At 58.9% G+C, this 16,560-nt stretch carries 16 protein-coding genes; 15 read left to right on the top strand and 1 reads right to left on the bottom strand.

Features of this window, described 5'->3' with window-relative positions; translation table 11 throughout:
* Positions 1-11: 11 nt before the first annotated feature.
* From AKL27_RS27280 to AKL27_RS28670, 13 genes are all read left to right on the top strand, one after another.
* Complete coding sequence (locus AKL27_RS27280) at positions 12-488, top strand: ArsR/SmtB family transcription factor (RefSeq protein ID WP_232311059.1); 477 nt, start codon at positions 12-14, stop codon at positions 486-488.
* 97 nt (positions 489-585) lie between these two features.
* Positions 586-1,944: a sulfite dehydrogenase gene (gene soxC / locus AKL27_RS21450; protein ID WP_050464904.1), complete on the top strand. Its 1,359-nt coding sequence runs from the start codon at positions 586-588 to the stop codon at positions 1,942-1,944.
* On the top strand, positions 1,928-3,049 hold the full coding sequence (locus AKL27_RS21445; RefSeq protein WP_050464903.1) for a c-type cytochrome: 1,122 nt from the start codon (positions 1,928-1,930) through the stop codon (positions 3,047-3,049). Before soxC ends, AKL27_RS21445 begins: the two co-directional genes overlap by 17 nt.
* Before the next feature lie 109 nt (positions 3,050-3,158).
* Positions 3,159-3,593 (top strand): pseudoazurin, encoded by a 435-nt coding sequence (locus AKL27_RS21440; RefSeq protein ID WP_050464902.1) that lies wholly within the window; start codon positions 3,159-3,161, stop codon positions 3,591-3,593.
* Between the two features lie 56 nt (positions 3,594-3,649).
* On the top strand, positions 3,650-4,111 hold the full coding sequence (gene soxY, locus AKL27_RS21435) for a thiosulfate oxidation carrier protein SoxY (RefSeq protein ID WP_050464901.1): 462 nt from the start codon (positions 3,650-3,652) through the stop codon (positions 4,109-4,111).
* Between the two features lie 61 nt (positions 4,112-4,172).
* Positions 4,173-4,484, top strand: a complete 312-nt coding sequence (gene soxZ, locus AKL27_RS21430) for a thiosulfate oxidation carrier complex protein SoxZ (RefSeq protein WP_050464900.1) — start codon at positions 4,173-4,175, stop codon at positions 4,482-4,484.
* An 84-nt stretch (positions 4,485-4,568) separates the two neighbouring features.
* On the top strand, positions 4,569-5,375 hold the full coding sequence (gene soxA / locus AKL27_RS21425) for a sulfur oxidation c-type cytochrome SoxA (protein WP_050464899.1): 807 nt from the start codon (positions 4,569-4,571) through the stop codon (positions 5,373-5,375).
* A gap of 9 nt (positions 5,376-5,384) precedes the next feature.
* A complete protein-coding gene (gene soxX, locus AKL27_RS21420; RefSeq protein ID WP_050464898.1) occupies positions 5,385-5,999 on the top strand; it encodes a sulfur oxidation c-type cytochrome SoxX in 615 nt (204 codons plus the stop codon).
* Between the two features lie 131 nt (positions 6,000-6,130).
* A complete protein-coding gene (gene soxB / locus AKL27_RS21415) occupies positions 6,131-7,849 on the top strand; it encodes a thiosulfohydrolase SoxB (RefSeq protein WP_198156044.1) in 1,719 nt (572 codons plus the stop codon).
* A gap of 17 nt (positions 7,850-7,866) precedes the next feature.
* Complete coding sequence (locus AKL27_RS21410) at positions 7,867-8,463, top strand: rhodanese-like domain-containing protein (protein WP_050464897.1); 597 nt, start codon at positions 7,867-7,869, stop codon at positions 8,461-8,463.
* Between the two features lie 8 nt (positions 8,464-8,471).
* The gene (locus AKL27_RS21405) at positions 8,472-8,978 is read left to right on the top strand and encodes a TlpA disulfide reductase family protein (RefSeq protein ID WP_050464896.1); all 507 of its coding nucleotides are present in this window, start codon (positions 8,472-8,474) and stop codon (positions 8,976-8,978) included.
* The gene (locus AKL27_RS21400; RefSeq protein ID WP_157057040.1) at positions 8,971-9,510 is read left to right on the top strand and encodes a thioredoxin family protein; all 540 of its coding nucleotides are present in this window, start codon (positions 8,971-8,973) and stop codon (positions 9,508-9,510) included. Before AKL27_RS21405 ends, AKL27_RS21400 begins: the two co-directional genes overlap by 8 nt.
* Positions 9,511-9,534: 24 nt before the next feature.
* Positions 9,535-11,124 (top strand): methyl-accepting chemotaxis protein, encoded by a 1,590-nt coding sequence (locus AKL27_RS28670; protein ID WP_083439202.1) that lies wholly within the window; start codon positions 9,535-9,537, stop codon positions 11,122-11,124.
* A 180-nt stretch (positions 11,125-11,304) separates the two neighbouring features.
* Here AKL27_RS28670 and AKL27_RS28190 read toward each other — a convergent pair whose 3' ends face one another.
* Positions 11,305-11,685 (bottom strand): hypothetical protein, encoded by a 381-nt coding sequence (locus AKL27_RS28190; protein WP_198156043.1) that lies wholly within the window; start codon positions 11,683-11,685, stop codon positions 11,305-11,307.
* Here AKL27_RS28190 and AKL27_RS21390 point away from each other — a divergent pair.
* Both AKL27_RS21390 and AKL27_RS21385 read left to right on the top strand, forming a co-directional pair.
* Positions 11,672-13,180, top strand: coding sequence for a methyl-accepting chemotaxis protein (locus tag AKL27_RS21390; RefSeq protein ID WP_198156042.1), 1,509 nt, complete (start codon positions 11,672-11,674; stop codon positions 13,178-13,180). The two genes, AKL27_RS28190 and AKL27_RS21390, sit on opposite strands and share 14 nt — an antisense overlap.
* A gap of 253 nt (positions 13,181-13,433) precedes the next feature.
* A complete protein-coding gene (locus AKL27_RS21385) occupies positions 13,434-16,292 on the top strand; it encodes a bifunctional diguanylate cyclase/phosphodiesterase (protein ID WP_050464893.1) in 2,859 nt (952 codons plus the stop codon).
* The last annotated feature ends 268 nt before the right edge of the window (positions 16,293-16,560 follow it).

Below are 16,560 nucleotides of genomic sequence, written 5' to 3'. Positions count from 1 at the left end.
AATTTTGTACCGTGGATAAAGACTTCAATAAAGAAGAAATGGGTCAGTTGTTCGAAGAAGTGGCGAATTATTTTTCGCTGTTCTGCGAACCGACCCGCCTCAAGATCATGCACGCCGTGTGTGAAGGCGAGCGCTCGGTCGGCGACATCGTGACCGAGGTGGAGTCCACTCAGGCCAATGTTTCACGGCAGATCAACATGCTGTACCGGGCGCGGATTCTGGCGCGACGCAAGGAAGGCACGCAAGTGTATTACCGGGTGGACGACGAACAGACACTGGAATTGTGCAAGTCGGTATGCGGCCGCATCGCCGCCCAGATCGGCAATCACCGCCATGGCGGCCAGCCGGCGGCCGAACCGGCAGCCGAAAATATTGTGCTCACGGCGGATGTCAAAGCACCGGGCAAGGCCGCATTGAAGCCGATGACAAAAACGGTAACCGGCGCAACAGCCAAGACAGCAGCTAAAAGCAGGGCAACTACCGTATAAAAACGAAAAAAATAAAAAAACGCTTAGAACAATTCAAATATGCGTTTATAGTTATATAGGTAAATAGTTAAATAATATTGCCTGCGGGAGACTATGCATGACAAATGAAGTACGCAAGACGGGCCGCCTGATTCGCGCCCCGGAAAATTTCGTGGATGCCGGACTGGCCAACGAGATTACGACCAAAGGCTTGAACGAAGAACGGCGCGGCTTTCTGCGCAAGAGTTTTCTGGCCGCCAGCGCCGCCATGGCGAGCGGCACGGCGATGGCACAAGCGGCTGCCGGCTTTGAAGGCGATCCCAATATTCTGAATTTGCCCGAGCACTCGAAGACGCTGGGGCAGGCAGTTGCCACCAATGCTTATGGTGTGCCATCCAAATATGAAACCAATCTGCTGCGTCGCGAATCGCCGGGACTGACCCGGGTGTCGGCGGCATCGGTGTCGTTTGCGCCGTTGCAAGGCTTGTTCGGCATCATCACGCCGAGCGGTCTGCATTTCGAGCGCCATCACCAGGGTTGGCACGATATCGATCCGAGCAAGCACCGTTTCATGATCAACGGTCTGGTCAAGAATCCCAAGGTTTACACCATGGATGATCTGATGCGCCTGCCATCGGTGTCGCGCATGCATTTCATCGAGTGCGGCGCCAATACCGCGATGGAATGGGGCAACGTGGCGGTGCCATCGGTACAGTATTCGCATGGCATGCTGAGCTGCAGCGAGTTTACCGGTGTGCCGTTGTCGGTGCTGCTGGAAGATTGCGGCTACGACAAAAAGAACGGCAAGTTCATTCTGGCCGAAGGTGCTGACGGTTCCAGCATGACCCGTACCATCGACATCAGCCGCGCCATGGATGACGTGATTGTGGCGTGGGGCATGAACGGTGAAATGCTGCGTCCGGAAAACGGTTATCCGTTGCGTCTGGTGGTACCCGGCGTGCAGGGCGTGTCGTGGGTCAAATGGCTGCGCCGGATTGAAGTCGGTGACATGCCATACGCCACCAAGGACGAAGCGATTCACTATGTTGACGCCATGCCCGACGGCATGCTGCGTCAATACACGTCGATTCAGGAATGCAAATCCGTCATCACCACACCTTCGGCCGGGCAAATGTTGCTCGACAAGGGCTTCTACAACATCACCGGACTGGCGTGGTCGGGGCGCGGCAAGATCAAGCGCGTCGATGTTTCGGTCGACGGTGGCCGCAACTGGCGCACCGCCCGCATGGAAAATCCGGTACTGCCGAAATGTCTGACCCGTTTCAATATCGACTGGACCTGGGATGGTTCGCCGACGGTGATTCAATCGCGTGCGATTGACGACACCGGCTATGTGCAACCCAAGATCAATGAGTTGCGTGCGGTGCGTGGCACCAGATCCATTTATCACAACAATGCAATCCAGTCGTGGAAGATCGCTGAATCGGGAGAGGTGTCGAATGTCCAGGTGTATTAATACTATTCTTGCCGTGCTGCTGGCAGCCGGCAGTGCGCTGGCCGTGGCAGCCGACGTCAAACCGGGCAGCTATGCGAACATCGGCCGCACTGCGACCGAGAAGGAAATCGCCGCCTGGGATATCGACGTGCGTCCCGATTTCAAGGGCTTGCCCAAGGGGTCAGGTTCGGTCACCAAAGGCATGGCGGTATGGGAAGGCAAGTGCGCTTCCTGTCACGGCACCTTCGGCGAATCGAATGAAGTGTTCACGCCGCTGGTCGGCGGCACCACGAAGGAAGATATCAAGACCGGCCGGGTCGCGGCCATGCATAACAACAAGCAGCCGCAACGCACCACCATCATGAAGGTGGCGACGGTATCGACCTTGTGGGATTACATCAATCGCGCCATGCCATGGACCGCGCCGAAGTCGCTGACCACCGAAGAAGTGTATGCGGTCACGGCGTACATTCTCAACATGGCCGAAATTCTGCCCGACGATTACGTCATGTCGGACAAGAATATCGCCGAAGTGCAGCAGATGATGCCGAACCGTAACGGCATGACGCAAGCGCACGGCATGTGGGATGTCAAAGGCAAGCCGGATGTCAAAAGCGTGGCCTGCATGAAGGATTGCCCGACCGAAGCAACGTTGCGTTCGACGTTGCCGCTGCCATCGCGCAATGCGCACGGCAACATCGAACAGCAAAACCGCACCTTCGGTGAAGTGCGCGGGGCCGATACCAGCAAGCCGGCCTCCGTGATTCCGGTGTCGGCGATTTCGCGCGATCAGATCTTGATGGCGGAAGCCAGCACCGGCACCAAGGCCGCACCCGTTGCAGCAGCGGCACCGGCGGCTGCCAAGACCGATGGCGGTGGCGCTGCGCTGGCCAAGCAATACGCCTGCGTCGCCTGTCATGGCGTCAATAACAAGATCGTCGGTCCCGGTTTTACCCAGATCGCTGCCAAGTACAAGGGTGACAGCGCGGCTGCCGCGACCTTGTTCGGCAAGGTCAAGAACGGCAGCACCGGCACCTGGGGACCGATTCCGATGCCAGCGCAGTCGCATGTCAAAGATGAAGAAATCAAGACTCTGGTGACCTGGATTCTGGGCGGCGCCAAATAGACGTCAGTCATGTCGTACCCGGATTCACCCGGCTGAATCCGGAAGTTAATTCAGTTGATTCAATTGATTCAATAATTCGTTTCATCCATACCGCAACATAGGAGATAGCATGATCAAACCGGTAGCAGCCATTGCATTGGCTTTGTTTTCATTGGGAGCCACGGCTGCCGAACATCAGATCAAGATGCTCAACAACGGCAAGGAAGGCATGATGTCGTTTGAGCCATCGTTCGTGAAAGCCGAAAAGGGCGACACCGTCAAGTTCATCAAGGTTGATGCATCGCACAACAGCGCCTCGGCAGTATTGCCAGCCGGCGCCGCTGCCTGGAAGGGCAAGATGGATGAAGAAATAATTGTCCCGCTGACCCAAGAAGGCGTTTATGTTTACGTCTGCGATCCGCACAAGACCATGGGCATGGCCGGCGTGATCCAGGTTGGCAAGCCAGTCAATCTGGATGCCGCCAAGGCTGAATCGGACAAGCTGTCGAAGTCGTTCGTGATGAATAAAGATCGTTTGACCAAAGCACTGGCGCAAGTCAAATAAAGTGCGCACGCCGCCGGCAGCATCGGCGGTATTAACCATATCAAGAGGAGAGAGTAATGAATCAGAATCGACGCGACATGTTGCGCATTTCAACAGTACTCGGACTGGCCATTACCGCCGGTCTGATCGCACCGTCTGAAGTATTCGGGGCAGAATGGAAGTCCGGCGGTTTCGACGCCAAGACACTGGATGAAACCCTCAAGGCGCTGGGCGCCGACAAGGCCGCGATCAGTACCGATGTCGCCGTCAATGGCCCGGACATCGCTGAAAACGGCGCCGTGGTACCAGTCTCGATTTCCAGCAATGCAGCGAATACGACCTTCATGGCAATCCTGGTGGAAAAGAACCCGAATCCGTTGTCGGCCAGCTTCACCATTCCTGCCGGTACCGAAGCCAATGTCAGCACCCGCGTCAAGATGGGTGGCACATCCAACGTGCACGCACTGGTCAAGGCCGACGGCAAGTGGCTGATCGCCAGCAAGGAAATCAAGGTCACTCTCGGCGGCTGCGGCGGCTGATTGCGTGTTGACAGGTAACGCATACCAACACGGTTCACACTACATTTAAGAGGAAATCATCATGGGTAATCCGATGCGCATTCGCGCCAATGCAAGCGGCGACGTGGTCGAAGTCAAGGTCTTGATGCGTCACGATATGGAAACCGGTCAGCGCAAGGATGCCGCCGGTGCCGTCGTGCCGGCGCATTTCATCCAGACGCTGGTGGCCAAGTGCAATGACAAGGTCGTGCTGGACATGCTGATGGGCACATCGATCTCCAAGGATCCGTTCCTGTCGTTCAAATTCAAGGGCGGCAACAAGGGCGACAAGATCAGTATCAGCTGGACCGATAACAAAGGCGACAGCCGTACCGACGAAACTACTGTTTCATAAGCAGTTGCAACACACCAGCCCCGGCCTGGCCGGGGTTGTCAGAAATATGGCACAGACCATATTCATTCATTCTGAGGAGGCGCAATGATACGTAAGAGCGTGTATTTTCTCGCCGCAGTCGCTGTAAGCGCTGCTGCACCAGCCATGGCAGAGGGGTCCGCCACGGATGAAATCGCCCGCTACCGGCAATTGCTGGCCGATGGCAATCCCGCAGAATTGTGGGAAATGCGCGGCGAAGAATTGTGGAAAGCCAAGGCCGGACCCAAACAGGTCAGTCTGGAACAATGCGATCTGGGCAAGGGTCCGGGCGTACTCAAAGGCGCTTACGTCGAACTGCCGCGCTATTTCAAGGACGCCAACAAGGTCATGGACCTGGAACAGCGTCTGATTTATTGCCGCATGAACCTGCAAGGATTGACGCTGGCGCAAGCCACGGCGGTGCCGTTCGGCGCGGCCGGCAAGCAATCCGACATCGAACCGATGGTGGCGTATATCACCGCCGAATCGAAGGGCATGAAAATGGCCGTCTCGACTTCGCATCCCGAAGAACGACGCGCCTATGAAATCGGCAAAAAGATTTTCTTCTATCGCGCCGGCGCGCACGACTTTGCCTGTGCCACCTGTCACTCGGTCGACGGTCAGCGGATCCGCTTGCAGGATTTGCCGAACATGCTCAATCAGCGTGACGCACAAGCTGCCTACACCACCTGGCCTGCCTATCGGGTCTCGCAAGGTGAAGTGCGCACCATGCAGCATCGTCTCAATGACTGCTTCCGTCAGCAACGTTTCCCGCAGCCGATCTATGGTTCGGACGTGATTACGGCAGTGACGATGTTCCTGGCCAAGAGTGCTGACGGCGGCGTGTTCAACGCCCCGGCGCTGAAACGATAAGGAGACGACATGAAACGAATTGGCATCATGCTGGCAGTCGCTGCCACCGTCGCCGGCTGCGCCACGGTAGCGGCCGATACCGATTACGGCAAAGCCGCCATGGCAATGTTGAAATCGGATTTTCAATCCAAAGGTCCGGCCACGGTTGACGGCATCCTGAATCAGGATGACGCGCAAAAGCTGTGCAGCGAATATCCCAAGGATTTGCCGAAGGAAAAAGCCGAAGCACTGGAAGCTGCGCAGTTGAAAGCAGTGAAGTATCCGGCTGACGGCAAGTATCTCGGCAGTTGGAAGGCCGGCGAACAGATCGCGCAAAATGGTCGCGGCATGCAATCGTCGGACGCTGTCGGCAGCGTCAATGGCGGCAATTGCTACGCCTGTCACCAGATCACTAAGGAAGAAATTTCCTTCGGCAACATCGGACCGTCGTTGTATCAGTACGGCAAGATGCGTGGTCAGAGCGAAGAAATCGTCAAATATACCTGGGCGAAGATCTACAACGCACAGGCCTTCAATGCCTGCTCCAACATGCCGCGTTTCGGGCACAAGGGCATTCTGACGGAGACCCAGATCAAGGATGTAATGGCCTTGCTGCTGGACCCGGCGTCACCCGCCAACAAGTAATTGCGCTTGCATTGCCTGCCATGCCGCCTGTGCGCGCATGGCGGGATGCTGGCCGGCCTGATGCCGGCAGCACGGTATTTTCACTGGCAGTATTTTTATCATTTTTATCGTTGTTCGTTTAAGGAATAAACATGGGGTTGAACCGTCGCGAATTCATGCAAGTCATGGGCATTGCTGCCGCTGCCGGCATGGTGTTGAATTCAAAAACCGCGTTGGCGGCGCCGTCGGTCGGCGCGCTCTACGATGTGCCAAGTTTCGGTAACGTCCATTTTCTGCATTTCACCGATTGCCACGCGCAGTTGCAACCGATTTATTTCCGCGAACCGAATGTCAATCTGGGCATCGGCGACGCGGTAGGGCGCATGCCGCATCTGGTCGGCGAAAAATTGCTCAAGCAAATCGGCGTCAAGCCGAACAGCGCTGAAGCTTATGCCTTCTCGTATCTGAATTTCGAACAAGCCGCGAAAACCTACGGCAAGGTCGGTGGTTTCGCTCATCTGTCGACGCTGGTCAAGCGCATGAAGGCGGGTCGTCCCGGTGCCCTGTTGCTGGACGGCGGCGATACCTGGCAAGGTTCGGCCACGGCCTTGTGGACCAATGGCCAGGATATGGTGGATGCCTGTCTGGCGCTCGGCGTCGATGTCATGACCGCGCACTGGGAAATGACGCTGGGTGACAAGCGCGTCAAGGAAATCGTCGACGGCGATTTCAAGGGCAAGGTCGATTTCGTGGCGCAGAATATCAAGACCACCGATTTCGGCGATCAGGTGTTCCCGCCGTATGTGCTCAAGGAAATGAACGGCGTGCAGGTGGCGATCATCGGTCAGGCGTTCCCTTACACGCCGATTGCCAATCCGCGCTATCTGGTGCCTGAATGGAGTTTCGGCATTCAGGAAGAGAACATGCAGAAAATGGTCAACGAGGCGCGCGCCAAGGGGGCCAAAGTGGTGGTCGTGTTGTCGCACAACGGCATGGACGTCGATCTCAAGATGGCGTCGCGCGTACGCGGCATCGATGCCATCATGGGCGGCCATACGCATGACGGCATTCCGGTGCCGGTGATCGTCGACAATGCGGGCGGCAAGACATTGGTCACCAACGCCGGCAGCAACAGCAAATTCCTCGGCGTGCTCGATTTTGATGTACGCGGCGGTCAGGTGCAGGGCTTCAAGTATCGCCTGTTGCCGGTATTCTCGAACTTCCTGCCAGCCGATCGCGAGATGGATGCATTGATCAAGAAGATCCGCGCACCCTACGAATCCAGGCTCAATGAAAAGCTGGCGATGACCGAAGGCACGCTGTATCGCCGCGGCAACTTCAACGGTACCTTCGATCAACTGATCGTCGATGCGCTGATGGATGTCAAGGGTGCCGACATGGCGTTTTCGCCGGGCTTCCGCTGGGGCACTTCATTGCTGCCGAACAGCCCGATCCTGATGGAACATCTGATGGACCAGACTGCCACGACGTATTCGTACAGCACGCTGACCGAGATGAACGGCACCACCATCAAGACCATCATGGAAGACGTCGCCGACAATCTGTTCAATCCCGATCCCTACTATCAACAGGGCGGCGACATGGTGCGGGTCGGTGGCATGAACTACACCATTGATCCGAATGCCAAGATGGGGGCTCGGATTCAGGACATGCGCCTGAACGGCAAGCTGATCGATCCCAACAAGACCTACAAGGTAGCCGGCTGGGCGCCGGTGGCCGAGGGTGCCAAGGGCGAGCCGGTATGGGATGTGGTGGCGCAATGGCTGCGTACGACCAAAGTGGTCAAGCCACGCCAGCTCAACACACCGCGCATTATCGGCATGCAAGACAATCCAGGCATTGCGGTCTGATCTCGTTGAAAGCGCATATGAAAAAATCACTCAATATCCTGTTGCTGGCGCTGGCCTGCGGTCTGGCGTCGGGCCCGGCACTGGCGGCCGACCCGGCGCAAGTGCCGGCCATCAAGCAAACCAAGGCTGCGCTGTATCTGGATGCACCGGAAGCTTACGCGCTCAAGCAAAAGCTCGGCGGCAAAGCCTATTTCGTTGATGTCCGCACCCGCGCCGAAGTATCGTATGTCGGCATGGCGACTGTGGTCGATGCCAATATTCCTTATGTCGAACATCCGGACGATGCGCCATGGGATGAAAAAAATGGCCGCTTCAAGCTGGACGTCAACAGCGACTTCGGTCCCGAACTGGCACGCCGCATGAGCGCCGCCGGTCTGGGCAAGGATGACACGGTGATCCTGATCTGCCGTTCCGGCGACCGCAGTGCCCGCGCCGTCAATCTGTTGTCGGATCTCGGTTACAGCAAAGTCTATTCGGTGGTCGACGGTTTTGAAGGCGACGCCGCCAAAGACGGTCCGCGCGCCGGCCAACGGGTAGTCAACGGCTGGAAGAATGCCAACCTGCCATGGACTTACAAGCTCGATAAAAACAAGTTGTACTTTCCCAAATACTGAGGCCCGACATGAGCGCCATGCTGCGTTGGCTGACCTTGCTGGCTGTGCTGTTCGGATGCGGCATGCCGGCGCATGCTGCCGATGTCCGCCTGGGTGAGCGGCCGGCCTTGCCGGTGCTCACCATGCTGGACGGCAAAACCATCGATCCGGCGCGTCTGCGCGGCAAGGTGGTGGTGCTCAGCTATTTTTCATCGGACTGTCCGTTTTGCATGCATGAAGCGCCCAAGTTGCAAAAGCTGTATCGCGAGAACAGCGGCCAGCTGCTCGTGATTGGCGTCAATATCGAGTATAAGGCGGCAGACCAGCGCCAGCGCGCCAGCGAGTGGATCAAAAAGTATGGCTGGCAGTTTCCGGTGACCACCGATTATCAAGCGCTGGAGCGCGTACTGGGCAAGCGCAAGGGCTTGCCGGTCAACTACATTTTCGACAAGCAGGGTGTGTTGAAGCGGGTCGACATCGGTGAAATATTCGATGAAGACTTTGACGACATCGCCAGTTTTGCGCGCCGTGAATAAATCCTTCTCTCAACGTCTGCGGCGCCTGCTGCATGCCGGCTGCGCTGCTGCAGTGTGCGCTCTGGCGCTGTTGTTCGGCGCCGGCATGGGAACGCCGGTGCACGCTGCCGGCGTCTCCGGCCCGGCAGTGCCGCTGCTGAGCGACTGGCAACGCGACGCCCGCCAGGCGCAAGCTGAACACAAACCACTGATACTGTTCTTTTCGCTGCCGGGGTGCAGCTTTTGTCACGTGGTGCGCAACAATTATCTGCAATCCATGCTGCGCGAAAAGAGCGCGTCAGCCCAACCCATCATTCGTGAAATCGACATGACCGGCACGCGTCGCGTCACCGGTCTTGACGGCAAGCCAACGGCCGAACGCGAGGTGGCCAAGACTTTCGCCATTCGCGCTGCACCGACGGTGATCATGATTGATGCCAGTGGAAAGGTCTTGACGGCACCGATCATCGGTGGTGATGTGGCCGGGTTTTATGGCGGTTATCTGGATGCTGCGGTGACTGAAGCGGAGAAGAAAGTCAGCACTGCAAAATAGTTGGATCAATATAAAAGGGGCGGTATGAAGTTGCGCAACAAGATGGTGGTTTGCAGCAGTGTGTCATTCCTGTTGTTTTTGCTGGCGCTGGGGGCGGCGCTGATCGGGATGGAAAGTACCAGATCGCGTTTTGAAGTATTTCTCGACCGCGACCAGGCCTTGCTGGAAGCGGCCAACGAAATGTATACCCAGGGTCTGCAAATGGGGCAGGCCTTGCGCAACATCGTGATGGATCCCAATAACAAGAACGCCTACAAGAATCTGGACAACGCCGCCACCGCGTTTGGCGAGGCCCACGCCACCGGCATGCGCTTGTCGCAGGACGATCAAACGATCCAGCGCATGCTCAAGGAAGTCGCGGCGATCCGGGCCCGGCAGCAACCGATGCAAGCCAATATCGTGAGCGTTGCCGAGCACGATCAGACGGCCGCGATTGCCTTGATCGCCAAAGATGAAACACCGGTATGGCGCACCATGCGTGGTTATCTGATTGATTTCGTCAAACTCAAGAATGCCGAGATCGATACCAAGAAGGCGGAAATGATCGCCTTTACGCGTCAGGCGCTGGCGATCAGTCTGGTGCTGGCGGTCATGGCGCTGGTGGCCGGCAGTGTCATGATGACCTGGCTGACGCGCAACGTCATGCGTCAACTCGGCGGCGAGCCGGATTATGCAGTCGGCATTGCGCACGGGATTGCCGGCGGCGATCTGTCGCTGACGGTGGCGGTGGCGCCCAACGATCAATCCAGTTTGCTGTACGCCATGCATACCATGCGCGGACAACTCGACCAGACGCTGGCCGGCATCGCGCAATCGGCCAACACCATCAATGTGGCGTCGCGCGAAATCGCCGCCGGCAATGCCGATTTGTCGGCCCGCACCGAATCGCAGGCGGCCAGTCTGGAAGAAACCGCCAGTTCGATGGAAGAGCTGACCAGTACCGTGCGCCACAATGCCGATCATGCCCGTCAGGCCAGTCAGTTGGCGTTGCAGACTTCGGATATCGCGGTCAAGGGCGGTAATGTAGTGGCGCAGGTGGTCGATACCATGGGCGACATCAAGAGCAGTTCACGGCGCGTGGTCGACATCATCGGCGTGATTGACGGCATTGCCTTCCAGACCAACCTGTTGGCGCTCAATGCCGCAGTGGAAGCGGCGCGGGCCGGTGAACAGGGGCGCGGCTTTGCGGTGGTGGCGGCCGAAGTGCGCAGTCTGGCGCAGCGTTCGGCCGGTGCCGCGCGTGAAATCAAAGCGTTGATCGGCGCTTCGGTGGACAGTATCGATGCCGGCAGCGGACTGGTCGATCAGGCCGGCCAGACCATGAACGAGATTCAGGCATCGGTGCGGCAAGTCACGGCCATCATGCAGGAAATTGCTGCCGCCAGTCAGGAACAAAGTGCCGGTATCGATCAGGTCAATCTGGCCGTCACGCAGATGGATGAAGTGACCCAGCAAAATGCGGCACTGGTCGAACAGGCCGCAGCCGCCGCGCAAAGCATGCAAGATCAGGCCACTCATCTGGCGCAAGCGGTGGCACTGTTCACCTTGTCGGGACAGGCTCCGGTGGCCGCCACCTCGCGCTTGCCGGCGGCACCCGCGATGCTGCGCGGCTGACTTGCATCACGCCGGTGCGCGCCGTCGCACCGGCAGTCATTCCCCATTCGCCGCACCGGCATCATCCCACACTCCCTGCCGGCAGAAGACGCAATCATTGATATAGATCAATTTATTGCCGGCCATGCTCCGTAGAATCAGCCTGCGCAATTTTGGCAACTGGCGATACCGGTATTGCGATCATGCGCGCTTGCCCATAGTAAATAAAAGAAGGCGAGCTGCCGGCAACGCAGGCACCAGGCGTTGCCAGCCAAACGGGAAGAGCCTGAAGCACAGAAATTGATACGCGCCGCTGTCGCCGGCCGGGGTCGTCTGACGTCCCGGTCGCGCCGTTCGGCAGCCGCGTGACCGCTTTATTTCGATGTAGATGTCTGCAAGACTGTTGAGGGACAGTAGCCGCAGGTTGCACACTGTGGCTGGCAGGTCGCTTGGCAGAACATGATTCAGATTATTATTTTGAACAAGGTAGGCCATGCGAAACAATATGCCGGTAACCAATGTCGAGTACATTTTGACGGACTCGGAAACGGTTGTCTCAAAGACGGATTTGAATGGAAACATTACCTACGTCAATCGTGACTTCGTCAATATCAGCGGCTTCAGCGAAGAAGAGTTGCTTGGTGCGCCGCAAAACATCGTGCGGCATCCGGATATGCCGGCCGAAGCGTTTGCCGATTTGTGGCACGAGATCAGGAATGGCAAAGCCTGGACCGGGCTGGTCAAGAACCGCTGCAAGAACGGCAATTTCTATTGGGTCGAGGCGAATGCTGCACCGTTGCTGGAACATGGCAAGCTGGTCGGCTATACCTCGATCCGCATCAAGGCCGACCGGCAAAAGGTCGCCGAAGCCGAACGCATCTATCGCGCCATCAAGGAAGGTAAAAGCAATTTGCAAATCCGCGCCGGCGAAGTGGTGGCGCCGTCGCTGCTGACGCGCCTCAATCTGCTGCGCACACTGCCCATCAAGATCCGCTTGCGGGCAGCGACGGCAACGCTGATGCTGCTGTTTGCGCTGAGTCTGGCGGTGAACCTGATCGGCGGCACCGAGAGCCGGTTGTTGCTGGAATTGATCGCCATGAGCGGCATGACGCTGGTGGCCTGGCTGGGCATCTATTTGTACCGCGCCACCTTGTTGCCGCTGGGACGTGCGTGTCAGGAAATCGATCGCATGAGCGCCGGCGATCTGACCGGCAAGATTGCGGTCAGCGGCAACGACGAAATGGCGCGGCTGATGCAATCGCTGCGGGTATTGCAAACCAACGTCAAATTGCTGGTCGGGCAAATCAAGGAAACCACCGGACTGGTCAATCAGGGCGCAGATGAGATTGCCGCCGGCAACAGCGATTTGTCGGCCCGCACCGAAGCGCAGGCGCGGTCGCTGGAGGAAACGGCGACCTCGATCGAAGAACTGGCCACCACCGTGCGGCAAAATGCCGACAACGCCAAGGCCGCCAACGGCGTGGTCGCCAGCACCGCCGATATCGCCAGCCAGGGCGGTGCCGCCGTGGTGCAGGTCGTGCAGACCATGGCGCAAATCAAGGAACACTCGCGCAAGATCGTGGACATCATTGGCGTGATTGACGGAATTGCTTTCCAAACCAATATTCTGGCACTCAATGCGGCGGTGGAAGCGGCGCGCGCCGGTGAGCAGGGGCGCGGTTTTGCGGTGGTGGCGGCCGAAGTGCGGCAGCTGGCGCAACGGTCGGCGACGGCCGCCAAGGAAATTCAAAGTCTGATTGTCAGCACCGTGGCCAAGATAGAAGCCGGCGACCGCCTGGTCGATGACGCCGGCAAGACCATGGGCACGGTAGTCGCGGCGGTACGTGAAGTCGCCGAGTACATGCAGGATATCGCTGTCGCCGGTGCCGAGCAGAGTCTCGGTATCGACCAGATCAATCAAGCCATGACCCAGATTGACGATGTCACGCGCCGCAATGCGCGGTTGGTGGAAGATTCGACGGTGGTCGCCGATACCATGCAACAGCAGGCGCTCAAGCTGGCCCATCTGGTGGAGGCGTTCCGGCTGGTGAAGGGCACCGGCGATGTGGTGCACTGATTGTCTTTTTGATATTCCCGTTGCACTTGCTGCACGGATCCCTGCGGTCAGTGTAAAAAGCTGCCGTAGGCCCAGGAATTCCCGGTAGACTTAGTTGTGTCGGCAGACACGGCGGTGTGTGGCGTAACGCTGTGCTGTACGGCCAGACGGCTGTATGCGGACGGGTTCGCATCAAGGTTACCGCACTCAAGCTCACCGCGCGCGGCAAAGAGTCAGCATAAATAATGCGGGACAGGCATGTAAGGGGAATTCCATGCGCAATCGTTTGATCCGCTCTGCCGGGCATCCAGGCTGGTGGCACCGGCCCGGCCTCCGGTCGCTGGCCGCCGCGGGACCGCAGCGTTTGCGCACCTTTCTGGTCTTGCTGGTAGTGGTGACGCTGGCGCCCACCCTGGGACTGGCTGCCTTTGCGGTCTGGCAGGCGGCCGGCTCCTACCGCCAGGCCAGCGCCGACCGGCTGGTGGACAGTGCCCGGGTGCTGGCGCGTTCGGTCGAAAATGATCTGGTCGGCAACGCTACCTTGCTCAGAACACTGGCCTCGGCCACCGCCGCCGACCAGAAAGACGGTGCCTATCTGCAGCACTGGCTTGACAGCGCCGCGCCCGACATGGGCCGCTTGCTGATGTTTACCGCCGCCGGACCACAGGTCATTCCCGAGACATTGACAGCCAACGCGCCGCCGCTCGCCTTCATTCGCCAGGTCATGGCCAGCGCCGCACCGCAGACACGGCCGATCTTATCCAATCTGTATTTCACCGGTCCCGAGCGCACCGCACAGGTAGCGCTGGCAGTGGCGCGTCCGGTCGCGGCCGGGCAGGTGCAGTTTTTTTCTCTGGTTCTGAGTCCGATGCAACTGGTGCGACTGGCAGAGCAGGCCGGCCCCACCGCGACCAGTCTGCTGGTGGCGGTGGTGGACGGCAGCGGTCGCGTTGTGGCGCGTTCGCGCGACGGCCAGCGCTTTGTCGGCAAACCGGTGCCGGACTGGGACAAACTCAAGACCTTGAGCAAGGACAAGCACCTGTTCGAGGCGCAGACGGCGGAGGGCCCATCGGTCATCTTTGCCTTTGAAGAACTGGCCGATACGCCGGGCTGGGTGTTGGTCGTGGGAGAACCGCTGGATGCCTTCAATGCGCGCTGGCAGCATCCCTTGTGGCAACTGGCCATTGGGGGCTGTCTGGCGCTGTTGCTGGCGCTGCTGACGGCACGCTGGGTGACGCGGCTGATCCTGCGACCGGTGCGGTCGCTGGCGCATGATGCGCGCAATGTGGTCAGCGATGATGCGGCTGGCACTGAGACCCCGACCCGGGCTTCGGCGGCAGGTTTGCCGATCAGCGAATTTGAATCGATGCGGGTCAGTATCGTGGCGGCCCACGCGGCACTCAAAAAGCGTGCGGTTCAGGAGCGCCAGAATGCGCAGCAGATGGCCCGCAGCGAATTGCGCTACCGCACGCTGGCGCATGCCGGAGCACTGGTCTTGTGGCGCGCCCGCGCCGATTTGTGTCTGACTGCGGCCACCGGCTGGGCGGCGCTGACCGGCGCCGCCGAACGGCAGGCGCTTGGCTGGCGCTGGCTCAAACGCGTACATCCGGATGACCGTCGCGCCTTGCGCGAATGTCTGGGCAGCGGCAGCGGTCAGCTTGATCTGGAATTCCGGGTGGCGGCTGCCGATGGCAGTTGGCGCTGGGTCAGATCGCGCGGTTCGCTGGTGGCAGCGGCCGCGGCCCAGGGCTTGCAACAGGATGAAGAATGGGTCGGGGTGCTGGAGGACGTGCATGAACGGCGTCAGGCGCAGGATCGCATTACCTACATGGCCTTGCATGATGCCTTGACCGGCCTGCCCAATCGTACTGCCCTCGGCACCCGGCTGGAACTTGCCATCAGCCGCGCCGGCCGCGGTGAACTGGCGGCCGTGTTGTATATCGACCTGGACCGCTTCAAGGAAGTCAACGATACGCTCGGGCATCCGGTCGGCGATGCCTTGTTGCGGGCAGTCACGCAGCGGCTGCTGTTGCAGGCGCGTGAAGTGGACGTGGTGGCGCGCCTCGGCGGCGATGAATTCGTCGTGGTTTGCTGCGATGCCGTCTCGCTGGAAGCCGTGGCCGGCATGGCGGCGCGCATCATCGACGCGGTGCGCATGCCCTATGAATTGCACGGCCATCAGATCGTGATCGGCGCCAGCATCGGCGTGATGCCGGTCATCGATGGCAAGGACGACCCCGAGCGTTTGCTGAAATGCGCCGATATGGCGTTGTACCGGGCCAAGCAGGAAGGGCGCGGACGTTACTACTTTTTCGATCAGGAGATGGACGCGCGCATGCAGGCGCGCAAGAAAATCGAACGTCAGTTGCGGCGCGCCTTTGCCCGCGATGAATTCGAGATGAATTATCAGGCGCTGATCGACGTCAAGTCGCGCAGGGCCAGCGGCGTCGAGGCAGCGCTGCACTGGAATCGTCCGGGGCAGGAGGGCCGGGGGCGAATGGCGTTTGAAGATTTTTCGGCGCTGGCCGAAGAAATCGGCGTTGCGGCCGACTTGTGTGCCTGGATGCTCAATCGTGCCTGTGCCGATCTGGCCGGTTGGCCGCATTGTCCCAAGGTCACCGTCAAAGTCAGTGCGGCCTGGATCCGGCGTCACGGATTCGCGCAACGGGTGGCGCGGGCGCTGGCCGACGCCGGCATCCGCGCCGACCGTCTGGAGCTGGCGGTGGACGAGAGCGCCTTGCTGGAAGACCCGCAGCAGATTCTGGTCGCGCTCAATGATGTCTGCGCGCTCGGTGTGCGGGTCTCGATGGATAATTTCGGCTCTACCTATTCGATGGTGCTCGGCGGTTTGCGCGGCGCACCGTTCGACAAGGTCAAGTTTGCCCACGCGATTGTGCGCAATGTCGGCCTGACCAGCGAGTCGGATGCGGTGCGGCGTGCGGTCGCCAAGCTGTGCGGCAGCTTCGGCATCATGATCGCGGCCCGCGGCGTCGATGAAGCGCATCAGTTGGCACCACTGACCACCGACAATTGCATTGAAGTACAGGGACGCTTGTTCGGCGGTTTCATGACGGCGTCGGAAGTGGCCGCTTTTTCCACCGCAATGAGAGTGCCGCAGACCGGATCGATCTGATCTCTGCGATTTAGCAAATGATCACGACTGCCAGCGCCCGCTGGCGGTCGCAGAGGCGTGATGCCAGCATTTGCATTGAAAAATAATAATAAAAAATCAATAAGTTTCTATATCCAGTTTCACCAATGGCACTGAAAATCTGCCCATATTCATTTGAGACAACAGCGTAACTTTTCTGCTTGTCGCTGGCAGCAGCAAGCGGCCTCAAATCGTACTCGTGTGGCAATGACCGGCTGGTGTGCACGCCGACCGCATTGTGACATCCAAC

Source organism: Herbaspirillum autotrophicum, from assembly GCF_001189915.1.
Classification (GTDB): domain Bacteria; phylum Pseudomonadota; class Gammaproteobacteria; order Burkholderiales; family Burkholderiaceae_D; genus Herbaspirillum; species Herbaspirillum autotrophicum.
This window is presented reverse-complemented; position numbering and strand designations above follow the sequence as displayed.